Genomic DNA, 20,021 nt, shown 5'->3' on the forward strand with positions numbered 1-20,021 from the left:
ATTTCCACTGATTATCAGCCCTCACCAATCGGGCGTTTACGGGCAGTTAATCTCTCACCTAGCTTCTTTGCTCCAGCCGAATTTGTAGGTGGGAGTTTTACTGCCCGGCAAATAGCGGGGTAAGAAGGAGCTGCTTATGCGGCTCCTTTTTCATATCTGAAATTCATCTCATAATTCCTACTCTCAACGCTCATACTATGTAAAGAAACTGAATTGTAGGAAGGTGGACGACTATGTTAACTCCACAACAAATAGGTCAATTTAAATCCATTTTAGAAAAACAAAAACAAGAACTAGAGCAAACGATACAAACTCATGAAAATACAGATCGTGCTTCTGAACGCGATTCAGTAGGAGAACTGTCTAGCTATGACAACCATCCAGGTGATATGGCTACAGAATTATACGAACGAGAAAAAGATTTCGGACTCATCGAATTTTGGCATAAACAACTAGATGATACAAAACATGCACTGCAAAAAATCGAAGCGGGTACGTACGGCATTTGCGAAGTGTCTGGCGAAGAAATTCCATTTGAAAGATTAGAAGCAATGCCGACTGCTACAACATGCATCCAGCACGCGACAAATAAGTTAAATATGAATACACGACCAGTTGAAGAAGAAGTGTTGTCTCCTTCTTTCCACAAGCATGATGAGGACCATTCTGTTGAGTACGATGCGGAAGATGCGTGGCAAGATGTCGCAAATTACGGAACATCTGAAACGCCGTCTGATTTAGAAAGACAAGATTCAAAAAACTATAATGGCATGTATGTAAATAGTGAAGAAAACGTAGGCTACGTGGAGGATTTTGAAAACTTTATCGGTACGGATATGTACGGGAAAAACCCACAAGTTTTCGCTACAGAGGAACATGAAGAATATGAACAAATGCTTGATGACTTTGAAGAGCGTACCTTTAAGGGCGAATTATCTTCAAATGAATCTAGTTCCAAAGAATAAAAAAAAGCATTCCGAAAATCGGAATGCTTTTTATCGCTAGCTAATTAGTTTTTTGTAACGTTAGCTGCTTGTGGTCCGCGGTTTCCTTCAACGATTTCGAAAGAAACTTCTTGACCTTCTTCTAAAGTTTTGAAGCCGTCGCCTTGGATAGCTGAGAAATGTACGAATACGTCTTCTCCGCCTTCAACTTCGATGAAGCCAAAACCTTTTTCGCCGTTAAACCATTTAACTTTACCTGTTTGCATGTCATGTACCTCCTAAATAAAAATGAAACTATGAATCCACATGAAAAGGTGGATATAAAGGACATGAATGTATAACAAGCTTACAGCCTTTAATACAACGTGCTTTATTTCCGTACCACATTATGTAGCTCAATAGTGTTTTCACTATATCATGCTATGTCGAAAACGTCAAATGAGAACACTTTCATTCCATCATTTTTTATAATCCTAGTATAACCTTAAATTTTCATTCTACTTTTATTCGAAAATTAACAAAACTATAGTGTTCTAATTCTTTTAACTTCTGTACAATATAATTACTACATATTTATGAGGTGAAAAAATGCAAGCACATGAAATCGAATATAAGTTATATGGCGATGATATGCAATTTGTTGAAATTGAATTAGACCCAAAGGAAAGCGTTGTCGCAGAAGCGGGCGCAATGATGATGATGGAAGACTACATCGAAATGGAGACAATCTTCGGTGATGGTTCTGGCCCATCTAACGGTCTATTCGGAAAATTAATGGGAGCAGGTAAACGTCTCGTTACAGGTGAAAGCATGTTTATGACTGTATTTACAAATACAGGGCACGGCAAACGCCACGTCTCATTTGCTGCTCCTTATCCTGGTAAAATTATTCCTGTAGATTTAACAGAATACCAAGGGAAAATCGTTTGTCAAAAAGATGCCTTTCTTTGTGCCGCAAAAGGTGTTTCTATTGGAATTGAATTTACAAAAAAAATAGGAACTGGTTTCTTCGGTGGTGAAGGTTTCATCATGCAGAAACTTGAAGGTGACGGCCTCGCTTTCATGCACGCAGGCGGAACTGTATATAAACGTGAATTAAAACCTGGTGAGAAACTTCGCATTGATACAGGTTGTCTCGTTGCCATGACAAAGGATATTAACTATGATATCGAATTCGTTGGAAAAGTAAAAACAGCTCTATTTGGCGGTGAGGGTTTATTCTTCGCAACATTAGAAGGTCCTGGAACAGTTTGGATTCAGTCCTTAACACTTAGCCGATTAGCAGCACGCCTTACAAGCCCAGCAGCGCAAAGTACTGGTGAAGGTAGTGTATTAGGTGGACTTGGTCGTTTATTGGATGGGAAAGAGTAAAAAGGGCCCTTATGTTGGCATGGCCATCGACTAATAAAATACTACAATTAAAACACCCTTGCTTGCAGTAATGCAGTGAAAGGGTGTTTTAATTTACGTCTACAAACGAGAAAAAACAGATGAAATAAAGTAATAAGGTTTACTTCAGTAAAATAAGGTATATTATATTTGTTGAATAGATTCTCTTTCAAGACAAGAAAAGTAGGTGAACAAAGTGGGAAAATATCAATTAGATTCCAAAAGTCAGGTAGCTGTGGCAAAGTTTCATGAAAAACAGAAGCCTGCCAAATTTGATAAAAAGCAGCAACTTGAACAATTGCGTGCGGAGTATTTGAAAAAGAAGCAAAAACAAACAGATAAATAATATGTTTTGTTTCCCGAAATTTTCTGTATATAGTACGAACAAACACAAGAAAATAGGTGATTTATTCATCTTTCAAATATATACAGGCTATTTTTTCAAACCTCTTACAAGCCCAGCATTATAAAGTACTGGTGAAAGTAGTATATTAGGTGGCCTTGTTCGCCTTTTAGATGGAAAAGAGTAAAAAATGCCTCCAATGCAAAAAACATTGGAGGCATTTCTCTAAAGTTTATGAATATGGCATTTTATTTTTACTGCGGAGGGCTATACATACCATTTCGAATCATATAATACTCCATCGCGTCATTAAGCCATGCCTCTTCTTCTTCCGTGTAAGGAGATGGCATCATATTATTATATTGTTCTTCTACATTCTCTAATTTACCTAAAGAATACATTGTCTCTTCACCAACATACTTAAGAGTCGCCTTCATATGTTCATCAACCAATTTTTGCACTTCTGAATCCTCAATTTCTCTTCCAAATAACCTTTTCACTTCTTTTGCTAAACGCACAAACTCTTTATCAAGTGCTATACCTTCTTCTTCCGGCTTATTATATAATCCATTAGCCAATTCTTTTGATACATATCCTTCAAGCCATAAACTTTGTTCGTTTTCTTTTTGAATGCTGTTAATTAGACTCATTAATATGTCACTATCCAACTCTTCATCTTCCTCAAGACATACCCTTGTTCGTTCAAGCGCCTTTATCGAAACTTCAATGTGTTTTTTCTTTTCTTCAAAGGCTTTTCTTTGTTGTTCCAACGTTTCTTTTAAACTTACATTCAAACTTGGAATTGTAAGCATGACGCGTATTTCTTCTAAACTATATCCTAATACTTTAAGACTGACTATTTTCTGTAGCTCTAATATATCTTTTCCTTTGTACACACGGTGACCAGAGCTAACGTTCTTTTCAGGTTTAAGTAGTCCAATTTCATCGTAATATTGTAGTGTCCGTATTGATGTGCCTGTTCTCTTTGAAAACTCACCAATTGAACAGCCTTCCTTTTTGCTCATCTTACACTCCTCCTAACAATATGTTTACAAAAATCATACTCCCTCACGTAACTGTAGGTTCAAGCTTTTTTCCAAAAGAATGAATCAAGTTCCTCACTGCATATATTAAACTATACCTTTTCTTAAGGAGGGCTTCCTTAATGCGTACTCCTTTATCCTTTGATAAAGACACTGCCATACTGTTAGCTTCTTGTTGTGAGTTAACGTATGAACAATATAAACAAAATGGTATTTTCGAAATACCAGATGGTTTTCAATATGTACAAGGGTTTCAAGGAAAGGCCATTCAAACAACAGAATGGTTCGGATTTATATTAGAATCTGAGGATACAATTATCGTTGCCTTTAGGGGCACTCAAACAGACCCAGATTGGATTATTGACTCTCTTGTCAATCAAAAACCTTATCCTTATGCTTTAAATGGTGGAAATGTCCATAACGGCTTTCTCTCTATTTATGAGTCTTGCCGTGATTCTATTATGGATATGCTCGTATCATTGCCAGCACATAAAAAACTGCTAGCTACTGGGCATAGTCTAGGTGGCGCGCTTGCCACATTACACATATTAGATGCACGTATAAATACTGCCTTCGCACAGTATGGACTTTATTCATTCGCTTCCCCAAAAGTAGGAGATATCGCTTTTCGAAATTATTATAAACTACAAGTAGCTAGTAGCTTTCGTTTCGTCAACTTGTTCGATGTCGTTCCACTTCTCCCTCCCCGAAACATAAATTTTAATGATCATGATTGGGAGTATGCACACGTCCATCACAATATGACATTTACAAAAAACACAAAATCCATTACAAATAATCATTCCATTACAACATACAAAACATGTCTGACTTCTCATTTTTAACCAGTAAACAATTGGAAATAAAATATTCATATACTATAATACTCTATGAAGTTATTTTTGGATGAGGGGACCTTACATGTTAAAATTTATCTTCACACTTTTTCTTATTGTAATTTTTACGGTCACAGGTTTCTTTACATTTTCATACTTTGCGACAGGAGAGTATGATGGGGCAGGTATAATATATACCACTATTCCATTTCTTTCTTAAGCAAAATAAATAAAACGAGCTTAAAAAAAGTAAGCTCGTTTTATTTATTAATATCAATTTTTGTTAGTAAATAGATAATATATCCCCCAACGTAGCAACCTCTTTAAAACTGTTTAACTGCATTACCAATACCCCAAATTTCATTGCTGTACTGCAAAATCGTTCGATCACTCGCAAAATGACCAGACTGTGCAATATTTAAAATCGACATTTCTAGCCACTTTGTTCGGTTCTCATAAGCTCTACCAACAGCTTCTTGTCTTTCAGCATATGGACCAAAATCTCGCAGAACGAAATATTCATCATTTTGAATAACGAGAGAATCATAGATCGCTTCAAATTCAGCACCCGATTGTGCAAAGAAACCATTTGTTAATTGATCTACTATTTTTTTAATGTGCCTATTGTGGTGATAATAGTCACTTGCACGATATCCACCATTTTGATGGTAATGAAGAACCTCTTCTGCTGTTAAACCGAAAATGAAACAGTTATCATCACCGACCCGGTCTTTTATTTCAACGTTAGCTCCGTCTAGCGTTCCAAGTGTAATCGCACCATTCATCATAAATTTCATATTGCCTGTTCCCGATGCTTCTTTACTCGCCGTTGAAATTTGCTCACTTACATCCGCCGCCGGGAATATATCTTCAGCTAAAGAAACTCGATAGTTTTCTAGAAAGATAACTTTCATATATTGACTAACATACGGATCATTATTTACTTTTCTTGCGAGTTCATTTATTAATTTAATAATTTTTTTCGCGTAATAATAACCAGGTGATGCTTTCGCTCCAAAAATAAAAGTACGCGGATAAAATGTAAAACTAGCATCCTCTTTCAAACGGTTATACAAATATAAAATATGAAGAACATTTAATAATTGTCGTTTGTAAGCATGTAATCTTTTCACTTGCACATCAAAAATAGAATTTGGATCAATCGTAACCCCCATTGTATTATGAATGCGCTCCGCTAAAATCTCTTTACGTTCTTGTTTTACTTCTGCAAATTTCTCTTGGAAACTCGCATCATATTGAACTGTTTGCAACGATTGAAGCTTAATCGGTTCTTTCTTCCACTCTGGTCCAATCGCCTCTGAAATGAGATTTGTTAACTGTGGATTTGCTTTCATAAGCCAGCGCCTATGAGCAATTCCATTCGTCTTATTATTAAACTTATCTGGATAAAATTCATAAAACAATCGCATTTCCCGCTGCTTTAATATTTCCGTATGAATTTTTGCTACACCGTTTACGCTATGGCTACCGACAATTGCTAAATGAGCCATTTTCACAAGATCATGCGCAATAATTGCCATGTCTTCAATGCGATGCCATTCATAAGGATAACGTTCCCAAAGTTCATGACAGAAACGTTCATTAATCTCTTCAATAATCATATAAATTCTCGGTAATAATGGTTTAAAAATGTGAATTGGCCACTTTTCGAGCGCTTCTGATAACGTCGTATGATTCGTATAAGAAATCGTCTGCGTCGTTATGTGCCAAGCTTCTTCCCATGTTAACTTTTCTTCGTCTAGTAAAATACGCATCAGTTCTGGAATTGCTAAAACCGGATGTGTATCGTTAATGTGAATCGCAATTTTTTCATGTAGTTGACGAAGGTCACCATATCTTTCTCTATGCATTCGAACGATATTTTGCAAACTTGCTGATACGAGGAAATACTGTTGTTTTAAACGAAGTATTTTTCCCTCATCATGCGTATCATCTGGATATAAAAACTCCGATACAGCCTCTGTTTCGCGCTTATATTTCAAAATATCTTTGCAGTTTTGCGGGAAAGGAACTGGTTCAGCATTCCAAAGTCTAAGTGTATTTACAGTACTCGTCTCATAGCCTACTACCGGCACATCATATGGCACCGCCATAATGACTTCTGCATTTGTATGCCTAAACTCTAAACGCCCGTCAATTTCTAGCGGTTCAACACTGCCAAAATAACTTACTTCTACAGCTTGATCATGTCTTCTTACTTCCCATACGTTTTCATGAAGAAGCCACTGTTCTGGAAATTCAACTTGATAACCATCAACAATTTTCTGATCAAACAAACCATGTTTATAACGAATTCCACAGCCGTGTCCTGGTAAGTTTAAAGATGCAAGTGAATCAAGAAAACAGGCTGCTAAGCGTCCAAGTCCACCGTTACCAAGGCCTGCATCTGCTTCCACTTCTTCTAACTCTTGTAACGAAATCCCTAGTTCAGATAACCCCTGCTCGCATACATCTCTAATACCTAAATTCAAGATGTTACTTCCAAGCAAACGTCCAAGCAAAAACTCAATAGACAAGTAATACATTTGCTTTTGCTCTCCTGATCGATAACTCTCGTTCGTTGCAATCCATTGACTATTCATATACTCACGTACCATATGGCCGAGCGTATTATATTGATCACGATTTGTAGAATCTTTGAAACTTTTCCCATACATCGTCTCTAACTTTTCTAGAAAAGTTGATTTAAAACTTTCAACATGAGTAAACATTTTTTCACCACCTACATGTTATTCCATGAGACTTTTATACAATTCCTTATAAGCAAGAGCCGATTGCCTCCAGCTATAATCTTCAGTCATCGCTTGTTTTACAAGCTGCTCCCACACTGGTTTATCGTGATAAAATTCAATTGCACGGTGAACCGTATGCAGCATGTCATGTGCATTAAAGTTCGTGAAACTGAAACCATTTCCTTCGCCTGTTTCTTCATCATAAGAATGTACCGTATCGTTTAATCCACCTGTTTCTCTTACAATTGGAATCGTACCGTACGCCAATGCGATAAGTTGTCCAAGTCCACACGGTTCAAACAGCGATGGCATTAAAAATAAATCGCTTCCCGCATACACTTGGTGCGCTAATTCTTCATTAAATCCGATATAAACTTTTACCTTCTCCGGATACTCATATGCCATCCACTCAAAGAATTGCTCATATTCCGAATCACCTGAACCTAAAATAATACATTGTACATCTTCTTCCATTATTTCGCGGAATACAGTGCGTACTAAATCAAGACCTTTTTGCTTCGTTAATCTCGTTACCATTGAAATAATTGGTGTATCCTCTTTTTCTGGCAAACCAAAATAACGCTGCAAAGCGCGTTTATTTTCACTCTTTTCATATAATGACTCTGCATCATACTGAGCCTTAATATATGAATCCGTTTCTGGATTATATACGCTCGTATCAATACCATTTACAATGCCACTAAGCTTATCATTATATTTTCTCAGTAATCCATCTAACTTCTCACCGAAAAATTCATATTGAATTTCTTCTTTATACGTCGGGCTCACCGCTGTAATTTGATCCGAAGCGATAATACCGCCTTTCATAAAGTTTATGTTTCCATAAAACTCTAGCTGCTCACTATGAAAATATTCATCACCAAGCTCTAACAAGTCGTACATCACTTCAGAAGGAAATACTCCTTGGAACTGCAAGTTGTGAATCGTATATACCGTTTTAATACGCTCATATAACGGGTTATCTTGATACTTTTCACGAAGTAAGAAATTAACCATAGCCGTATGCCAATCGTGGCTATGAAGAACATCCACTTCAAAATCAAGATGCGGAATACACTCTAACACTGCTTTTGAGAAATAAGAAAAACGCTCCCCGTCATCATAATGACCATACAGAGAATCTCTCTTAAAATAATATTCATTATCTATTAAGTAATACGTAATTCCGTCTTGCTCACCTTTTAAAATTCCGCAATATTGATTTCTCCACCCAAGCGGGACGTTAATTACTTTATGTAACGTACATCCATCTCTTAACTTTTGCGGAATGAGACTATAATTCGGAAGTATAATACGAACGTCCACTCCTAATTTTTTCAGCTCTTTTGGGAGCGCACCCGCTACATCAGCTAATCCTCCCGATTTCACAAACGGTACACATTCTGATACTGCAAATAAAATATTCACTTGTTGTCCCACTGCGCGAAAAGTTTTTATACTCCTCTTGCAGCTTCCTCCCTTCGAGTTTTCATTTAAATTAAAACTTTAATCAGTGGGAGAAAAAGCCCCCACTGATTCTTTAGGAATAACTATTAATCGTACTGTTTTGTACGCTTCCTTTTTCTACAACATATGGCTCATCGATGTTTCCTTTTAATACGACACCGTCGCCAATTTTCACGTCTTTATCAATAATAACACCGTCTATTATACAGTTATCTCCAATTTGGCTCTTTTGCATAATAATACTGTTACGAATAATTGAACCTTTTCCAATTTTAACCGAACGGGAAACAACACTGTTTTCGACTTCCCCTTCAATAATACTGCCATTTGCAATCATTGTATTTTTCACGACTGCACCCTTTAGATAACGAGTTGGCGGCTCATCTTTTACTTTCGTAAAGATCGGCGCTTCTTTCTTAAATAATTGCTTCCAAATAGCAGGCTGCAAAATTTCTAAGCTATGTTTATAGTAACTTTCAATCGAATCAATAATAGCTACATATCCTGTATGCTCATACGTAGCAATATGCAGTGATTTTCCGCGCTTTTCTCTCACTACATCAAATAAACTGTATTGCTCCACATCTTTATATGTCTCAAATAAATCTAACAATAATTGTTTCTTTAACATGTATGTTTGAAGCGAAACCCCTTCATGGCAAACTTCCGTAATATCAGCTGCCGTATGTATATGTCGCTCTAACACCGCCTGGAAATTTAATGCTGTTACGAGATGGCTATTCGTAATAACAACGTACTCTTCTCTGCTTCTTAGAAAATAATCAATATGTCTTCTAAAGTGTGCAAAAGACCCAAACTCATCTTGGTCACATTGGCAATTTGGCGGGAATAAAAATAGTCCGTCTCGTTTTCTATCTAAATCCCACTGTTTTCCTGAACCAACATGGTCCATTAGTGAGCGATTTTTATGACTTGTAAAAACCGCTACACTATGAATATTAGAATTCACCATATTTGAAAGCATGAAATCAATGAGTCGGTAACGGCCCCCAAACGGTAACGCCGCTAATGAACGATGCCCTGTTACTTTCTTTAAGGAAGGAAAACTTCCCGTTGCATTAATAATTCCTAACATTTTTTCTCCCATTCATTTCATCCCCCTTTTCTATTTCCCTTCAGCAATGAGTACTACATCGTCGACATTTTTTTCTGGACGAATAATTGTTCCATCTTCAATAACCATTTCCGAACCAACGATCGCTCTTTCAATCACAACATTTTTACCAATCTTTGCTCCTGGCATAACGACAGAATCAATAACCATACTACCTTCTTCCACCGTCACCCCTTGGAATAACACAGAATGCTTCACGTCCCCTTCAATGACGCATCCTTCGTTAATAAGTGATTCTTCTACTTTTGCCTTTTCTGCAATATATTGAGGTGGCTCATTTGGATTCACAGAATAAATACGCCAATTACGATCGTTTAAATTCAGCGATGTTTCATCGCGAAGTAAATCCATATTCGCTTCCCATAAGCTTTTCACCGTTCCAACATCTTTCCAATATCCTTCAAATGGATACGCCATTAGCTTCTTCCCTTCATCTAATAAAAGTGGAAGTACATCTTTTCCGAAATCATTACTAGATTCAGGATTTCTTGCATCCATCTCTAAATACTCTTTCAAAATTGCCCAGTTAAAAATATAAATTCCCATTGATGCAAGATTACTTCTTGGAAATTGTGGTTTCTCTTCAAACTCAACAATCTCCATCTCTTCATTTGTATTCATAATGCCAAAGCGACTCGCTTCATCCCAAGGTACTTCAATAACAGAAATGGATACGTCCGATTCTTTCTCAATATGGTAATCTAGCATCTTACTGTAATCCATTTTATAAATATGGTCGCCTGATAAAATGAGAACATACTCCGGTTCATACTGACTTAAATAGTTTAAGTTTTGATAAATGGCACTTGCCGTACCTGTATACCACTTCACCCCTGAAGACTCCGCATAAGGAGGTAATACTGTGACTCCACCGTTTACTCGGTCTAAATCCCACGCATTTCCAATTCCGATATAATTATGAAGTTCAAGTGGTTGATATTGTGTTAAAATCCCAACCGTTTCAATACCAGAATTCGCACAGTTACTTAGCGTAAAATCAATAATGCGATATTTACCACCAAATGGAACAGCTGGCTTGGCTAAATTTTTTGTTAATGCACTTAAACGACTACCTTTTCCCCCTGCTAGTAACATTGCTACGCACTTTTGTTTTTGAGCCATCTTGTTTTTTGCTCCCCTTTCTCGTCTTCACTGGTCGTAATATGGATACGCCAAATGGTGGAATTGTAATCTCTACATGTGCTGCTTGATTATGGTACGGTTCTAGAATCGTCTTAAGACGTTTCTTATTCACTTGCCCCGAACCGCCATATTGCTCAGCATCACTGTTTAAAATCTCGTTATAATACTCGAAATCTGGTACACCTACTTTATAGTTTTCATATGTAGCTTTCGTAAAATTACATACGACAACTAACGCATCTTCTTGTTTATCCCCTTGGCGGATAAAAGAGAAAATACTTTGCTCATTATTATTAGCATCAATCCACTGAAAGCCTTCAGGTGAATGGTCAAGCTGCCAAAGTGGTTTTGAGCGCTTATACAATGCTATGAGCTCTTTAAAGTAATCATGCATATAACGATGCATTTCAAAATCATGTAAATTCCAATCTAAATCTTCAAGGTCTTTCCACTCATCAAACTGTCCGAATTCTCCTCCCATGAAAAGTAACTTCTTTCCTGGGTGAGTAAAGAAATATCCATATAATAAACGAAGCTGAGCAAACTTATCCCAGTAATCACCTGGCATTTTATTTAATAACGACTTTTTCCCATGAACGACTTCATCATGAGAAAGTGGTAATATGAAGTTTTCAGAGTACGCATATAGTAAAGAAAACGTCATTTTCTCATGAATGTGTTTCCTATATTCAGGCGCACACTCCATATATTTCAGTACATCATTCATCCAGCCCATGTTCCATTTGTAATTGAATCCAAGCCCACCTTCATACGTTGGAGTTGTTACAAGTGGCCAAGCTGTTGAATCTTCTGCCGTCATAAGAAAATCTTCATCCTCTGCAAACACTGCTTCATTTAACTCTCTTAAAAATGAAACAGCATGCTCATTACTTTGCTCTTGTCCTTCTTTATTCCAGTACAACATGTTCGCAACTGCATCTACTCTGAAACCATCAATATGGAAATATCTCATCCAAAATAACGCATTTGAAATTAAGAAATTACGTACCTCTCTCTTCCCTAAATCAAAATTGACAGTTCCCCATACTGGATTTTCTTGTACATCTTTATCTTTATATTCATAGGTCGGTGTGCCATCAAACAAATATAAACCGTGAGCATCTTTACAAAAGTGCCCCGGCACCCAATCTAAAATGACACCGATTCCATATTTATGACATTCGTCGACAAAATACATTAAATCATGCGGCGTACCAAATCTACTCGTCGCTGCATAATATCCCGTTCCTTGATATCCCCAAGAACGATCATATGGATGCTCAACAAGCGGCATAATTTCAATATGTGTAAATTGATGTTCCACCACATACGGGATGAGCTCTTCTACCATTTCCCTGTAAGAATACAGCGTTCCATCTTCTTTCTTTTTCCAAGAACCAAAATGTAATTCATAAACTGTCATCGCTTCTTTATAAATCGGTTTTTTCTTTTTCTTACGAGTCCAGTTTTTATCATTCCATTCATATCCTTTTATATCAAAAACTACAGATGCCGTATTCGGTCTTACTTCTGCATATATAGCATACGGATCTGCCTTTAAAATGACGTCACCAGCCAACGTTTCAATCGCATATTTATATATTTCTCCTTCTTCAATATGCGGTATAAATAAGGACCAAATGCCTTCTTCTGTCACTTGTAGCATCTTATGTTGCTCATAATCCCACTCATTAAAATCTCCAACAACACTCATTGCTTTCGCATGAGGAGCCCACACTGTAAATCGTACCCCTTGAATCTCATCTTCCGTCACAACATGTGCGCCAAAGATGTTATAACTTTCATAGTACTTTTCTGTATGAAACTCATCTCGTTTCACTTCTTCACAATTTATTACACTCAATATGCTCACCTCACTTAGATGACAGAATTTTTTATACTTTAACTATTTCTGCGAAAAACTGCAATATCCTTGTTAATTTATAAAAAATATTCGTTTTTTTCTTAAAAATGTTAGTTTTTCTTCACATTTCCGTGTAAAATATCGAATTTTGACGAATATTCATTGAAAACGCTTTATTATTCTTCTATATTTTTACCTATTATTTTTTCTCAACCTTTATTTTATTAGATTTATCCTATTTTTCATGCTATTTTTCATTCAAAATCAAAACAAAATAATCTGTCATAAAAAAATGTTTCTCAACATTTTTTTCACAATTTTATTGAAATGCAAAATTCATAAGCATATACTCGCTCTCAATAAAGAACTTAGATCTTCCGTAACTATAATTCATAGTGGACTACTATGTTTACTTATTTATCCTTGTTGCGAACGGTCACTATGAAAATTTAACTAGGAGGGCTTTCTTATGTCATTAAAACAAAAAGTAGGAATGGGAGTTGTCACCGCTTCACTTGGTTTATCCCTTACATTCGGAGGTGTATTCGCCTATTTCAGTGATTCAGAAACATCGAGTAACTCATTTCAAGCCGCCTAACAACGAAACTTGGTACTGAAAAAGACGGTAAGCTGCTTGGCCAATATTATTATGCAAGACCTGACGAAAACCTTGCCGGCGATGTAAATGGTGATAAAGTAATCGATATTAAAGATGCTGAAATTATCGCTAGCAACTACATTAAAAAAGGACTAACTGTAAAAGACGGAGATCTTAATAAAGATGGAATTGTCGACGAAAAAGATATTCGCTTCGTTGAAAAGAACTTCTTGAAAAAAGGTCCAGATGCATCTAAATCACAAACACCTGTAGAAAAATCAAAAAGCGGTACACTGACAGATATTTTAAAGAAGTTAGGATTAACACCTAAAAAATAATCATAAAGAGCACTCTATATAAAATAGAGTGCTCTTTTCTATAAATGACCCTTATCCAGCAAAAGGGGTATATTGGGGATATACAAGGGAAACCGGAAAAGGAATTTATATTGAATTATATATAAATCCAGAAGTAAGAAGCAGGTCCCCACTTCCGGATTATTTAGCAATTAATTATAGTACTGGTGCCATAGTTTCTTTTAATACTTTTACAGAATGAGCGAATTTCGCTTTTTCTTCTTCATTTAGCTCAAGTTCTACGATTTCACGTACACCTTCGCGGTTAATAACAGCTGGAACACCTACGTAAGCATCTTTCTCACCGTATTGACCTTCAAGGTATGCAGATACAGTTAATACGCTGTTCTCGTTGTTTAAGATCGCTTTAGTTACACGAAGTAGTGACATACCGATTCCGTAGTAAGTTGCACCTTTACGTTCGATGATATGGTAAGCTGCATCACGTACATTTTCGAAGATTTTATCTAAGTCTTCTTGTTTGTACTGTTCGTTGTTAGCTAAGATTGTTTCTAGTTTTTGTACACCGATAGTAGCGTGGCTCCATACTGGAAGTTCAGTGTCACCGTGCTCACCAACGATGTAAGCATGAACGTTACGTGGATCTACATCTAAGTAGTCACCTAACATGTAACGGAAACGAGCAGAGTCTAAAGTAGTACCAGAACCGATTACGCGCTCTTTCGGTAAACCAGATTCTTTCCAAGTTACGTAAGTTAAAATATCAACCGGGTTAGTTGCGATTAAGAAGATTCCATCGAATCCGCTATCCATAATGCCGCGAACGATTTGTTTAAAGATCTTTGTATTTTTCTCAACTAAGTCTAAACGAGTTTCACCTGGCTTTTGTGGTAACCCAGCAGTGATAACAACTAGATCTGCATCTTTACAATCTGCATAGCTACCGCTCCAAACTTTTGTTGGTGATGGAGAGAATGGTACCGCATGGCTTAAGTCCATTGCTTCCCCTTCTGCTTTTGCTTCATTAACATCTACTAATACGAATTCTTCAGCTACACCTTGGTTGATCATTGAGTAAGCGTAACTACAACCTACAGCTCCTGTTCCTACTAATACTACACGATTGATACCTTTTTTCATGGTAATTTCCCCTCTCTATTGTTCACATATATTTTTTTATGATTGTTTAAGTAATTAATTAAAATACTAATTTAATGTTGTTTAACTTCTTTACATTCATATTGTAGCACGTATTATTGTGAATTACTTCACAATTTATGACCTATTTGTGAACTTTTTCACATAGAGTGTAAAGTTGTTAGATCAGGTGTGGAATCCATACCAAATTAGGTGTTTTCTTTAGATTGTGAATAAAAATGTATGATTCAATTACTCACTGTAACTAAATTCACTTTCTATAATAAAAATCCTAACATTCACAAAAAATGTAATCACATTATAAGATTAAACTGACTGATCACATCATTCCCTTACAAGATGGACGTCAATTAGCTTATATAGAATACGGTTAAATAAATGAATTAGCCTATACTTTATCACCTCCCTTTTAATCATTACTATATATTAAAAAATATCCGTTAAAATTATGCATTCTTTTCTAATAATAAACCATTCAATATAAGTGATAGGCTATGCAAAGCTTTAGACAACCGTGCCTCTGCATCTTCAGAATTCGCAATCCAACAAGCAAGGTCCACTAGTCCGCCATTTATAAATCTTGCTAAAGCTTCACAGTCCGTCTTTTCAATAATACAGTCCTTCATTAATTGCTGAAGCATCTCGGCCATCGTCACTAAACATTGTGACTGTGATGATTGATAATAACTAGTTCCTAATACTGCTGGTGCATCTCGAAGTACGATTCGCTGAATTTCTGGATTAAGTGCCATCGTTAAATATGCACGACAACGCCCAACAAACCCTTCCCATTTTCCTTCCGCTTCATCTGATACTTTCCCTAATTTATTATCCATTTCCATATCAATTTCTTTTACAACTGCTTCTAACAATCCTTTTTTATCACCAAAATGATGATAAATTGCACCACGTGTTAAACCGACAGATGCTGTAAAATCATCCATAGACGTATTTACATATCCAACTGTACCAAAAGCCTCTCTTGCTGCCCACAGCAATTTAGCACGTGTTTCAGTAATCATTTCTGCTCTCGTTTTTTTAATCATCTTTTCCTCCTACTTCTATTCATTCTCTTTATTCAAAATGAATTGCACTATAGTATCGTTCTCTATATAAAAGAATAACTCCTTTAAACATCGGCTCTATCCAGAGATAAAACATTTCAATTGACATACGCTCCGTATGTTAATATGATATTGGCATACGGTGCGTATGTCAATTATTTCTAGCTTACAAGATAATATAACTTCTTACCTATACCCTACATTGACTCACTGTCCCTTTTTATAGAAGGTATTAATGAAACAGAGGAGGAGTTAAAAGAATGAAGAATGTATATGTACACGTCAAATATTGTGGTGATTATCATGTTTAATTCCTACCGTGAGATTTTCAGTGCTCCTGGTACAAAAGGATTCTCATTAGCAGGATTTATAGCTCGTATGCCCATATCAATGATGGGTATTGGTATTGTTACCATGTTATCTCAAGTAAGTGGTGACTATTGGCTTGCTGGAGCTGTTGCAGCTACCTTTACATTATCATCAGCTTTACTAGCTCCTCATATTTCTCGGATGGCTGATCAATTAGGGCAATCTCGCATACTTCTTCCGACTACAGGTATTAGCGTTTTCTTTACAATCCTCTTACTTCTATGTACGAAATATGAAGCTCCTTATTGGACGCTATTTCTATCCGCTTTATGTGCAGGTTGTATGCCAAATATGTCAGCTATGGTACGTGCACGTTGGACTAAACTATACCGCGGATCCCATAAATTGCATACAGCATTTTCCTTCGAATCGGTCGTCGACGAAATTTGCTTCATAATTGGTCCTGTATTATCTGTCAGTTTAAGTGTTATGTTCTTCCCAGAAGCAGCGCCACTTTTATCATCTGTTTTTCTTACAATCGGGGTATGCCTATTTACTATGCAAAAAAGCACAGAACCGCCTGTACACCCTCGCGACATTACAAACAACGGAACAGTATTTAAAATTGGTTCTTTGCGAGTACTAGTATTCACACTCATTGCTATAGGTACTATCTTCGGCACAATAGATGTCGTTAGTGTAGCTTTTGCTGAGCAGCAAGGAAACACAGTAGCTGCTAGCTTTGTACTTTCTGTCTATGCAATCGGTTCATGCCTGGCAGGCCTTATTTTCGGTACTCTTAAACTCAATACCCCACCCTATAATCAGTTTTTAATAGCGGTCACACTTTCCATGATAACAATGCTGCCACTAGTTTTTGTAAACAGTATTACTTGGCTAGTAGTTATTGTTTTCTTTGCAGGGCTATCTGTCGCTCCTACTATGATTATTACTATGGGGCTTGTGGAAAAAATCGTACCTGAATCAAAGATAACCGAAGGAATGACTTGGGCAATTACAGGACTTGGAATTGGAGTCTCCCTAGGATCAGCGATAGCTGGTTTAGTTATTGATAACTTTGGAGCCCATGTAGGATTTAATGTGGCTATTATAGCAGGAGGCCTTGCCTTAACTATTGCACTTTTAGGCTACAAAACTCTTCACTCCGCATATAGTCATGTTGTTATTAAACAAGATGAACATTCAATAGAAAGTTAAAACATATTCAAAAAATAGGATTACCTTTTCTTATGTATGAGAAAAGGTAATCCTATTTTAAACTTATTATTTATAATTTGTCATAGCTTCTTCTATATCTATACACAACAAAAAAGAGATAGCAGATTATGCTATCTCTTTTAGTATGACCCGTACGGGATTCGAACCCGTGTTACCGCCGTGAAAGGGCGGTGTCTTAACCACTTGACCAACGGGCCAGTTCTGGCAGAGAAGAAGGGATTCGAACCCTCGCACCGCGTTCGCGATCTACTCCCTTAGCAGGGGAGCCCCTTGAGCCACTTGGGTACTTCTCTATAAATATGGCTCCGCAGGTAGGACTCGAACCTACGACCGATCGGTTAACAGCCGATAGCTCTACCACTGAGCTACTGCGGAACAATTATGGTGGGCCTAAATGGACTCGAACCATCGACCTCACGCTTATCAGGCGTGCGCTCTAACCAGCTGAGCTATAGGCCCATAATTGAAAAGCGGGTGAAGAGAATCGAACTCTCGACCAGAGCTTGGAAGGCTCTTGTTTTACCACTAAACTACACCCGCATAAAATTGAAAATGGTGAGCCATGAAGGATTCGAACCTTCGACCCTCTGATTAAAAGTCAGATGCTCTACCAACTGAGCTAATGGCTCATTTTGAAAGTGGTGCCGGCTAGAGGACTTGAACCCCCAACCTACTGATTACAAGTCAGTTGCTCTACCAATTGAGCTAAGCCGGCTTGCGACTTCAAAATGGTGGCTCGGGACGGAATCGAACCGCCGACACGAGGATTTTCAGTCCTCTGCTCTACCGACTGAGCTACCGAGCCTTATTAAAATGGCGGTCCCGACCGGGGTCGAACCGGCGATCTCCTGCGTGACAGGCAGGCATGTTAACCACTACACCACGGGACCATTTGGTTGCGGGGACAGGATTTGAACCTGCGACCTTCGGGTTATGAGCCCGACGAGCTACCGTACTGCTCCACCCCGCGATGATATAATATGTAATTTAAGAAAAAATGGAGGAGGTAGAGGGATTCGAACCCCCGCGCGACTCTCGCCGCCTGTCGGTTTTCAAGACCGATCCCTTCAGCCGAACTTGGGTATACCTCCGAGATATAAACCTTTAGTGGTGGACCTTGTAGGACTCGAACCTACGACCGGACGGTTATGAGCCGTCTGCTCTAACCAGCTGAGCTAAAGGTCCTTTATGGTAGCGGCGGAGGGGATCGAACCCCCGACCTCACGGGTATGAACCGTACGCTCTAGCCAGCTGAGCTACACCGCCATAAATGATATTAAAATAAGTGGAGCCTAGCGGGATCGAACCGCTGACCTCCTGCGTGCAAGGCAGGCGCTCTCCCAGCTGAGCTAAGGCCCCATGTTTTTGGGAATATCGGGAAGACAGGATTTGAACCTGCGACCCCCTGGTCCCAAACCAGGTGCTCTACCAAGCTGAGCCACTTCCCGTTAATAAAAGCGCGCCCGAGAGGAGTCGAACCCCTAACCTCTTGATCCGTAGTCAAACGCTCTATCCAATTGAGCTACGGGCGCATATGGTGCCGAGGGCGGGGGTCGAACCCGCACGGTGGTCACCCACCGCAGGATTTTAAGTCCTGTGCGTCTGCCTGTTCCGCCACCCCGGCATGTCATATTGAAAATTGGAGCGGAAGACGGGATTCGAACCCGCGACCCCAACCTTGGCAAGGTTGTATTCTACCACTGAACTACTTCCGCAAGACATGTTTGAGATATTTTATTAAAAGTGCGGGTGAAGGGAGTCGAACCCCCACGCCAAAGGCGCTAGATCCTAAGTCTAGTGCGTCTGCCAATTCCGCCACACCCGCATATTAATATTTTAAGAAAAAATGGGGCGACTGATGGGAATCGAACCCACGAATGCCGGAGCCACAATCCGGTGCGTTAACCACTTCGCCACAACCGCCATGATTTTCTGGTGCCGACTAGAGGACTTGAACCCCCAACCTACTGATTACAAGTCAGTTGCTCTACCAATTGAGCTAAGTCGGCTAAATGGTGGAGGATGACGGGATCGAACCGCCGACCCCCTGCTTGTAAGGCAGGTGCTCTCCCAGCTGAGCTAATCCTCCATTTGCCTGGCAACGTCCTACTCTCACAGGGACAAGGTCCCAACTACCATCGGCGCTAGAGAGCTTAACTTCCGTGTTCGGTATGGGAACGGGTGTGACCTCTCTGCCATCATTACCAGACTGTATTCATTTAAGACAAGAATCATTGTAACTCATTTAACTTTTAAAGTCAACAAGTTTTTTATATTCTTTCAAAACTAGATAACATCGCTTCATATTATATGGTTAAGTCCTCGATCTATTAGTATTCGTCAGCTCCACATGTCACCATGCTTCCACCTCGAACCTATCAACCTGATCATCTTTCAGGGATCTTACTAGCTTACGCTA

At 38.2% G+C, this 20,021-nt stretch carries 15 protein-coding genes, 22 tRNA genes, 2 rRNA genes and 3 pseudogenes (1 of these 42 running past the window's edge); 9 read left to right on the forward strand and 33 right to left on the reverse strand.

Annotated features, from left to right (window positions below; translation table 11 throughout):
• The first annotated feature begins 233 nt into the window (after nt 1–233).
• Nucleotides 234–965, forward strand: a complete 732-nt coding sequence (locus BCG9842_RS24175; RefSeq protein ID WP_000957354.1) for a yteA family sporulation protein — start codon at nt 234–236, stop codon at nt 963–965.
• Between the two features lie 44 nt (nt 966–1,009).
• On the opposite strand, the gene cspD is transcribed toward BCG9842_RS24175, so the two are convergent.
• On the reverse strand, nt 1,010–1,210 hold the full coding sequence (gene cspD, locus BCG9842_RS24180; protein ID WP_001193052.1) for a cold-shock protein CspD: 201 nt from the start codon (nt 1,208–1,210) through the stop codon (nt 1,010–1,012).
• A 322-nt stretch (nt 1,211–1,532) separates the two neighbouring features.
• Here cspD and BCG9842_RS24185 point away from each other — a divergent pair, with 322 nt between their 5' ends.
• The 3 genes and pseudogenes from BCG9842_RS24185 to BCG9842_RS32075 all read left to right on the forward strand — a co-directional run.
• Nucleotides 1,533–2,315 (forward strand): TIGR00266 family protein, encoded by a 783-nt coding sequence (locus BCG9842_RS24185; RefSeq protein WP_001147844.1) that lies wholly within the window; start codon nt 1,533–1,535, stop codon nt 2,313–2,315.
• A 214-nt stretch (nt 2,316–2,529) separates the two neighbouring features.
• Nucleotides 2,530–2,679, forward strand: a complete 150-nt coding sequence (locus BCG9842_RS31440) for a hypothetical protein (RefSeq protein ID WP_000521642.1) — start codon at nt 2,530–2,532, stop codon at nt 2,677–2,679.
• Between the two features lie 103 nt (nt 2,680–2,782).
• A pseudogene (locus tag BCG9842_RS32075) lies at nt 2,783–2,863 on the forward strand (TIGR00266 family protein); the annotation flags it as partial.
• Nucleotides 2,864–2,930: 67 nt separating this feature from the next.
• Here the strand turns inward: BCG9842_RS32075 and BCG9842_RS24195 are convergent.
• Nucleotides 2,931–3,701: a MerR family transcriptional regulator gene (locus tag BCG9842_RS24195; protein WP_000037218.1), complete on the reverse strand. Its 771-nt coding sequence runs from the start codon at nt 3,699–3,701 to the stop codon at nt 2,931–2,933.
• A gap of 140 nt (nt 3,702–3,841) precedes the next feature.
• On the opposite strand from BCG9842_RS24195, the gene BCG9842_RS24200 reads away from it, so the two are divergent.
• Nucleotides 3,842–4,564 carry a lipase family protein gene (locus BCG9842_RS24200; RefSeq protein ID WP_001260110.1) on the forward strand — a complete coding sequence of 241 codons (723 nt, stop codon included), beginning with the start codon at nt 3,842–3,844 and terminating at the stop codon, nt 4,562–4,564.
• A gap of 76 nt (nt 4,565–4,640) precedes the next feature.
• Nucleotides 4,641–4,775 carry a hypothetical protein gene (locus tag BCG9842_RS31830; protein ID WP_000911076.1) on the forward strand — a complete coding sequence of 45 codons (135 nt, stop codon included), beginning with the start codon at nt 4,641–4,643 and terminating at the stop codon, nt 4,773–4,775.
• 103 nt (nt 4,776–4,878) lie between these two features.
• Here the strand turns inward: BCG9842_RS31830 and glgP are convergent, their stop codons facing one another.
• The 5 genes from glgP to glgB form a co-directional block, all read right to left on the reverse strand.
• Nucleotides 4,879–7,287: a glycogen phosphorylase gene (gene glgP / locus BCG9842_RS24205; RefSeq protein WP_000494094.1), complete on the reverse strand. Its 2,409-nt coding sequence runs from the start codon at nt 7,285–7,287 to the stop codon at nt 4,879–4,881.
• 18 nt (nt 7,288–7,305) lie between these two features.
• Entirely contained in the window at nt 7,306–8,736 is a 1,431-nt protein-coding gene (gene glgA, locus BCG9842_RS24210) for a glycogen synthase GlgA (RefSeq protein ID WP_002081949.1), read from the reverse strand.
• Nucleotides 8,737–8,848: 112 nt separating this feature from the next.
• Nucleotides 8,849–9,883 carry a glucose-1-phosphate adenylyltransferase subunit GlgD gene (gene glgD, locus BCG9842_RS24215; RefSeq protein WP_000504151.1) on the reverse strand — a complete coding sequence of 345 codons (1,035 nt, stop codon included), beginning with the start codon at nt 9,881–9,883 and terminating at the stop codon, nt 8,849–8,851.
• An 18-nt stretch (nt 9,884–9,901) separates the two neighbouring features.
• Nucleotides 9,902–11,032: a glucose-1-phosphate adenylyltransferase gene (gene glgC / locus BCG9842_RS24220; protein WP_000057602.1), complete on the reverse strand. Its 1,131-nt coding sequence runs from the start codon at nt 11,030–11,032 to the stop codon at nt 9,902–9,904.
• Entirely contained in the window at nt 10,980–12,917 is a 1,938-nt protein-coding gene (glgB, locus tag BCG9842_RS24225) for a 1,4-alpha-glucan branching protein GlgB (RefSeq protein ID WP_000111401.1), read from the reverse strand. Before glgB ends, glgC begins: the two co-directional genes overlap by 53 nt.
• A 469-nt stretch (nt 12,918–13,386) precedes the next feature.
• On the opposite strand from glgB, the pseudogene BCG9842_RS30540 reads away from it, so the two are divergent.
• Together BCG9842_RS30540 and BCG9842_RS31080 are read left to right on the forward strand one after the other, a co-directional pair.
• Nucleotides 13,387–13,509 (forward strand): annotated as a pseudogene (locus BCG9842_RS30540) (TasA family protein); the annotation flags it as partial.
• Nucleotides 13,500–13,853 (forward strand): annotated as a pseudogene (locus BCG9842_RS31080) (dockerin type I domain-containing protein); the annotation flags it as partial. The pseudogenes BCG9842_RS30540 and BCG9842_RS31080, both read left to right, overlap by 10 nt.
• A 174-nt stretch (nt 13,854–14,027) precedes the next feature.
• Here the strand turns inward: BCG9842_RS31080 and BCG9842_RS24235 are convergent.
• Both BCG9842_RS24235 and BCG9842_RS24240 read right to left on the reverse strand, forming a co-directional pair.
• Complete coding sequence (locus BCG9842_RS24235) at nt 14,028–14,972, reverse strand: L-lactate dehydrogenase (protein ID WP_000715339.1); 945 nt, start codon at nt 14,970–14,972, stop codon at nt 14,028–14,030.
• 464 nt (nt 14,973–15,436) lie between these two features.
• Nucleotides 15,437–16,036 carry a TetR/AcrR family transcriptional regulator gene (locus tag BCG9842_RS24240; RefSeq protein ID WP_000592777.1) on the reverse strand — a complete coding sequence of 200 codons (600 nt, stop codon included), beginning with the start codon at nt 16,034–16,036 and terminating at the stop codon, nt 15,437–15,439.
• A gap of 321 nt (nt 16,037–16,357) precedes the next feature.
• On the opposite strand from BCG9842_RS24240, the gene BCG9842_RS24245 reads away from it, so the two are divergent.
• Nucleotides 16,358–17,581 (forward strand): MFS transporter, encoded by a 1,224-nt coding sequence (locus BCG9842_RS24245; RefSeq protein ID WP_015945917.1) that lies wholly within the window; start codon nt 16,358–16,360, stop codon nt 17,579–17,581.
• Nucleotides 17,582–17,727: 146 nt separating this feature from the next.
• Here the strand turns inward: BCG9842_RS24245 and BCG9842_RS24250 are convergent.
• From BCG9842_RS24250 to BCG9842_RS24365, 24 genes are all read right to left on the reverse strand, one after another.
• Nucleotides 17,728–17,799: transfer RNA gene (locus BCG9842_RS24250), tRNA-Glu, on the reverse strand.
• Nucleotides 17,800–17,804: 5 nt separating this feature from the next.
• Nucleotides 17,805–17,895: transfer RNA gene (locus BCG9842_RS24255), tRNA-Ser, on the reverse strand.
• A gap of 7 nt (nt 17,896–17,902) precedes the next feature.
• Nucleotides 17,903–17,977: transfer RNA gene (locus tag BCG9842_RS24260), tRNA-Asn, on the reverse strand.
• A 7-nt stretch (nt 17,978–17,984) separates the two neighbouring features.
• Nucleotides 17,985–18,061: transfer RNA gene (locus BCG9842_RS24265), tRNA-Ile, on the reverse strand.
• Nucleotides 18,062–18,071: 10 nt separating this feature from the next.
• Nucleotides 18,072–18,142: transfer RNA gene (locus BCG9842_RS24270), tRNA-Gly, on the reverse strand.
• Nucleotides 18,143–18,155: 13 nt separating this feature from the next.
• A tRNA-Lys gene (locus BCG9842_RS24275) sits at nt 18,156–18,231 on the reverse strand.
• Between the two features lie 10 nt (nt 18,232–18,241).
• Nucleotides 18,242–18,317: transfer RNA gene (locus BCG9842_RS24280), tRNA-Thr, on the reverse strand.
• Nucleotides 18,318–18,331: 14 nt separating this feature from the next.
• Nucleotides 18,332–18,407 (reverse strand) — tRNA-Phe (locus BCG9842_RS24285).
• Nucleotides 18,408–18,416: 9 nt separating this feature from the next.
• Nucleotides 18,417–18,492 (reverse strand) — tRNA-Asp (locus BCG9842_RS24290).
• Nucleotides 18,493–18,495: 3 nt separating this feature from the next.
• Nucleotides 18,496–18,572: transfer RNA gene (locus tag BCG9842_RS24295), tRNA-Met, on the reverse strand.
• Between the two features lie 28 nt (nt 18,573–18,600).
• Nucleotides 18,601–18,693, reverse strand: a tRNA-Ser gene (locus BCG9842_RS24300).
• Between the two features lie 17 nt (nt 18,694–18,710).
• Nucleotides 18,711–18,787: transfer RNA gene (locus tag BCG9842_RS24305), tRNA-Ile, on the reverse strand.
• Nucleotides 18,788–18,791: 4 nt separating this feature from the next.
• Nucleotides 18,792–18,868: transfer RNA gene (locus BCG9842_RS24310), tRNA-Met, on the reverse strand.
• A gap of 20 nt (nt 18,869–18,888) precedes the next feature.
• Nucleotides 18,889–18,961 (reverse strand) — tRNA-Ala (locus tag BCG9842_RS24315).
• 15 nt (nt 18,962–18,976) lie between these two features.
• Nucleotides 18,977–19,050 (reverse strand) — tRNA-Pro (locus BCG9842_RS24320).
• Nucleotides 19,051–19,060: 10 nt separating this feature from the next.
• Nucleotides 19,061–19,134 (reverse strand) — tRNA-Arg (locus tag BCG9842_RS24325).
• Between the two features lie 3 nt (nt 19,135–19,137).
• Nucleotides 19,138–19,226: transfer RNA gene (locus BCG9842_RS24330), tRNA-Leu, on the reverse strand.
• Nucleotides 19,227–19,242: 16 nt separating this feature from the next.
• A tRNA-Gly gene (locus tag BCG9842_RS24335) sits at nt 19,243–19,317 on the reverse strand.
• A gap of 29 nt (nt 19,318–19,346) precedes the next feature.
• A tRNA-Leu gene (locus BCG9842_RS24340) sits at nt 19,347–19,427 on the reverse strand.
• A gap of 22 nt (nt 19,428–19,449) precedes the next feature.
• Nucleotides 19,450–19,525, reverse strand: a tRNA-His gene (locus BCG9842_RS24345).
• Nucleotides 19,526–19,535: 10 nt separating this feature from the next.
• A tRNA-Thr gene (locus BCG9842_RS24350) sits at nt 19,536–19,611 on the reverse strand.
• Between the two features lie 4 nt (nt 19,612–19,615).
• A tRNA-Val gene (locus BCG9842_RS24355) sits at nt 19,616–19,691 on the reverse strand.
• Between the two features lie 4 nt (nt 19,692–19,695).
• Nucleotides 19,696–19,811: ribosomal RNA gene (gene rrf, locus BCG9842_RS24360) — 5S ribosomal RNA — on the reverse strand.
• A 101-nt stretch (nt 19,812–19,912) separates the two neighbouring features.
• A 23S ribosomal RNA gene (locus tag BCG9842_RS24365) occupies nt 19,913–20,021 on the reverse strand (it continues 2,813 nt past the right edge of the window).

Source organism: Bacillus cereus G9842 (assembly GCF_000021305.1).
Classification (GTDB): Bacteria; Bacillota; Bacilli; order Bacillales; family Bacillaceae_G; genus Bacillus_A; species Bacillus_A thuringiensis_S.

Coding starts and splice junctions, on each gene's coding strand:
- BCG9842_RS24175 (WP_000957354.1), top strand. CDS start 234: ATGTTAACTCCACAACAAATAGGTCAATTTAAATCCATTTTAGAAAAA.
- cspD (WP_001193052.1), bottom strand. CDS start 1,210: ATGCAAACAGGTAAAGTTAAATGGTTTAACGGCGAAAAAGGTTTTGGC.
- BCG9842_RS24185 (WP_001147844.1), top strand. CDS start 1,533: ATGCAAGCACATGAAATCGAATATAAGTTATATGGCGATGATATGCAA.
- BCG9842_RS24195 (WP_000037218.1), bottom strand. CDS start 3,701: ATGAGCAAAAAGGAAGGCTGTTCAATTGGTGAGTTTTCAAAGAGAACA.
- BCG9842_RS24200 (WP_001260110.1), top strand. CDS start 3,842: ATGCGTACTCCTTTATCCTTTGATAAAGACACTGCCATACTGTTAGCT.
- BCG9842_RS31830 (WP_000911076.1), top strand. CDS start 4,641: ATGTTAAAATTTATCTTCACACTTTTTCTTATTGTAATTTTTACGGTC.
- glgP (WP_000494094.1), bottom strand. CDS start 7,287: ATGTTTACTCATGTTGAAAGTTTTAAATCAACTTTTCTAGAAAAGTTA.
- glgD (WP_000504151.1), bottom strand. CDS start 9,883: ATGGGAGAAAAAATGTTAGGAATTATTAATGCAACGGGAAGTTTTCCT.
- glgC (WP_000057602.1), bottom strand. CDS start 11,032: ATGGCTCAAAAACAAAAGTGCGTAGCAATGTTACTAGCAGGGGGAAAA.
- BCG9842_RS24235 (WP_000715339.1), bottom strand. CDS start 14,972: ATGAAAAAAGGTATCAATCGTGTAGTATTAGTAGGAACAGGAGCTGTA.
- BCG9842_RS24240 (WP_000592777.1), bottom strand. CDS start 16,036: ATGATTAAAAAAACGAGAGCAGAAATGATTACTGAAACACGTGCTAAA.
- BCG9842_RS24245 (WP_015945917.1), top strand. CDS start 16,358: ATGTTTAATTCCTACCGTGAGATTTTCAGTGCTCCTGGTACAAAAGGA.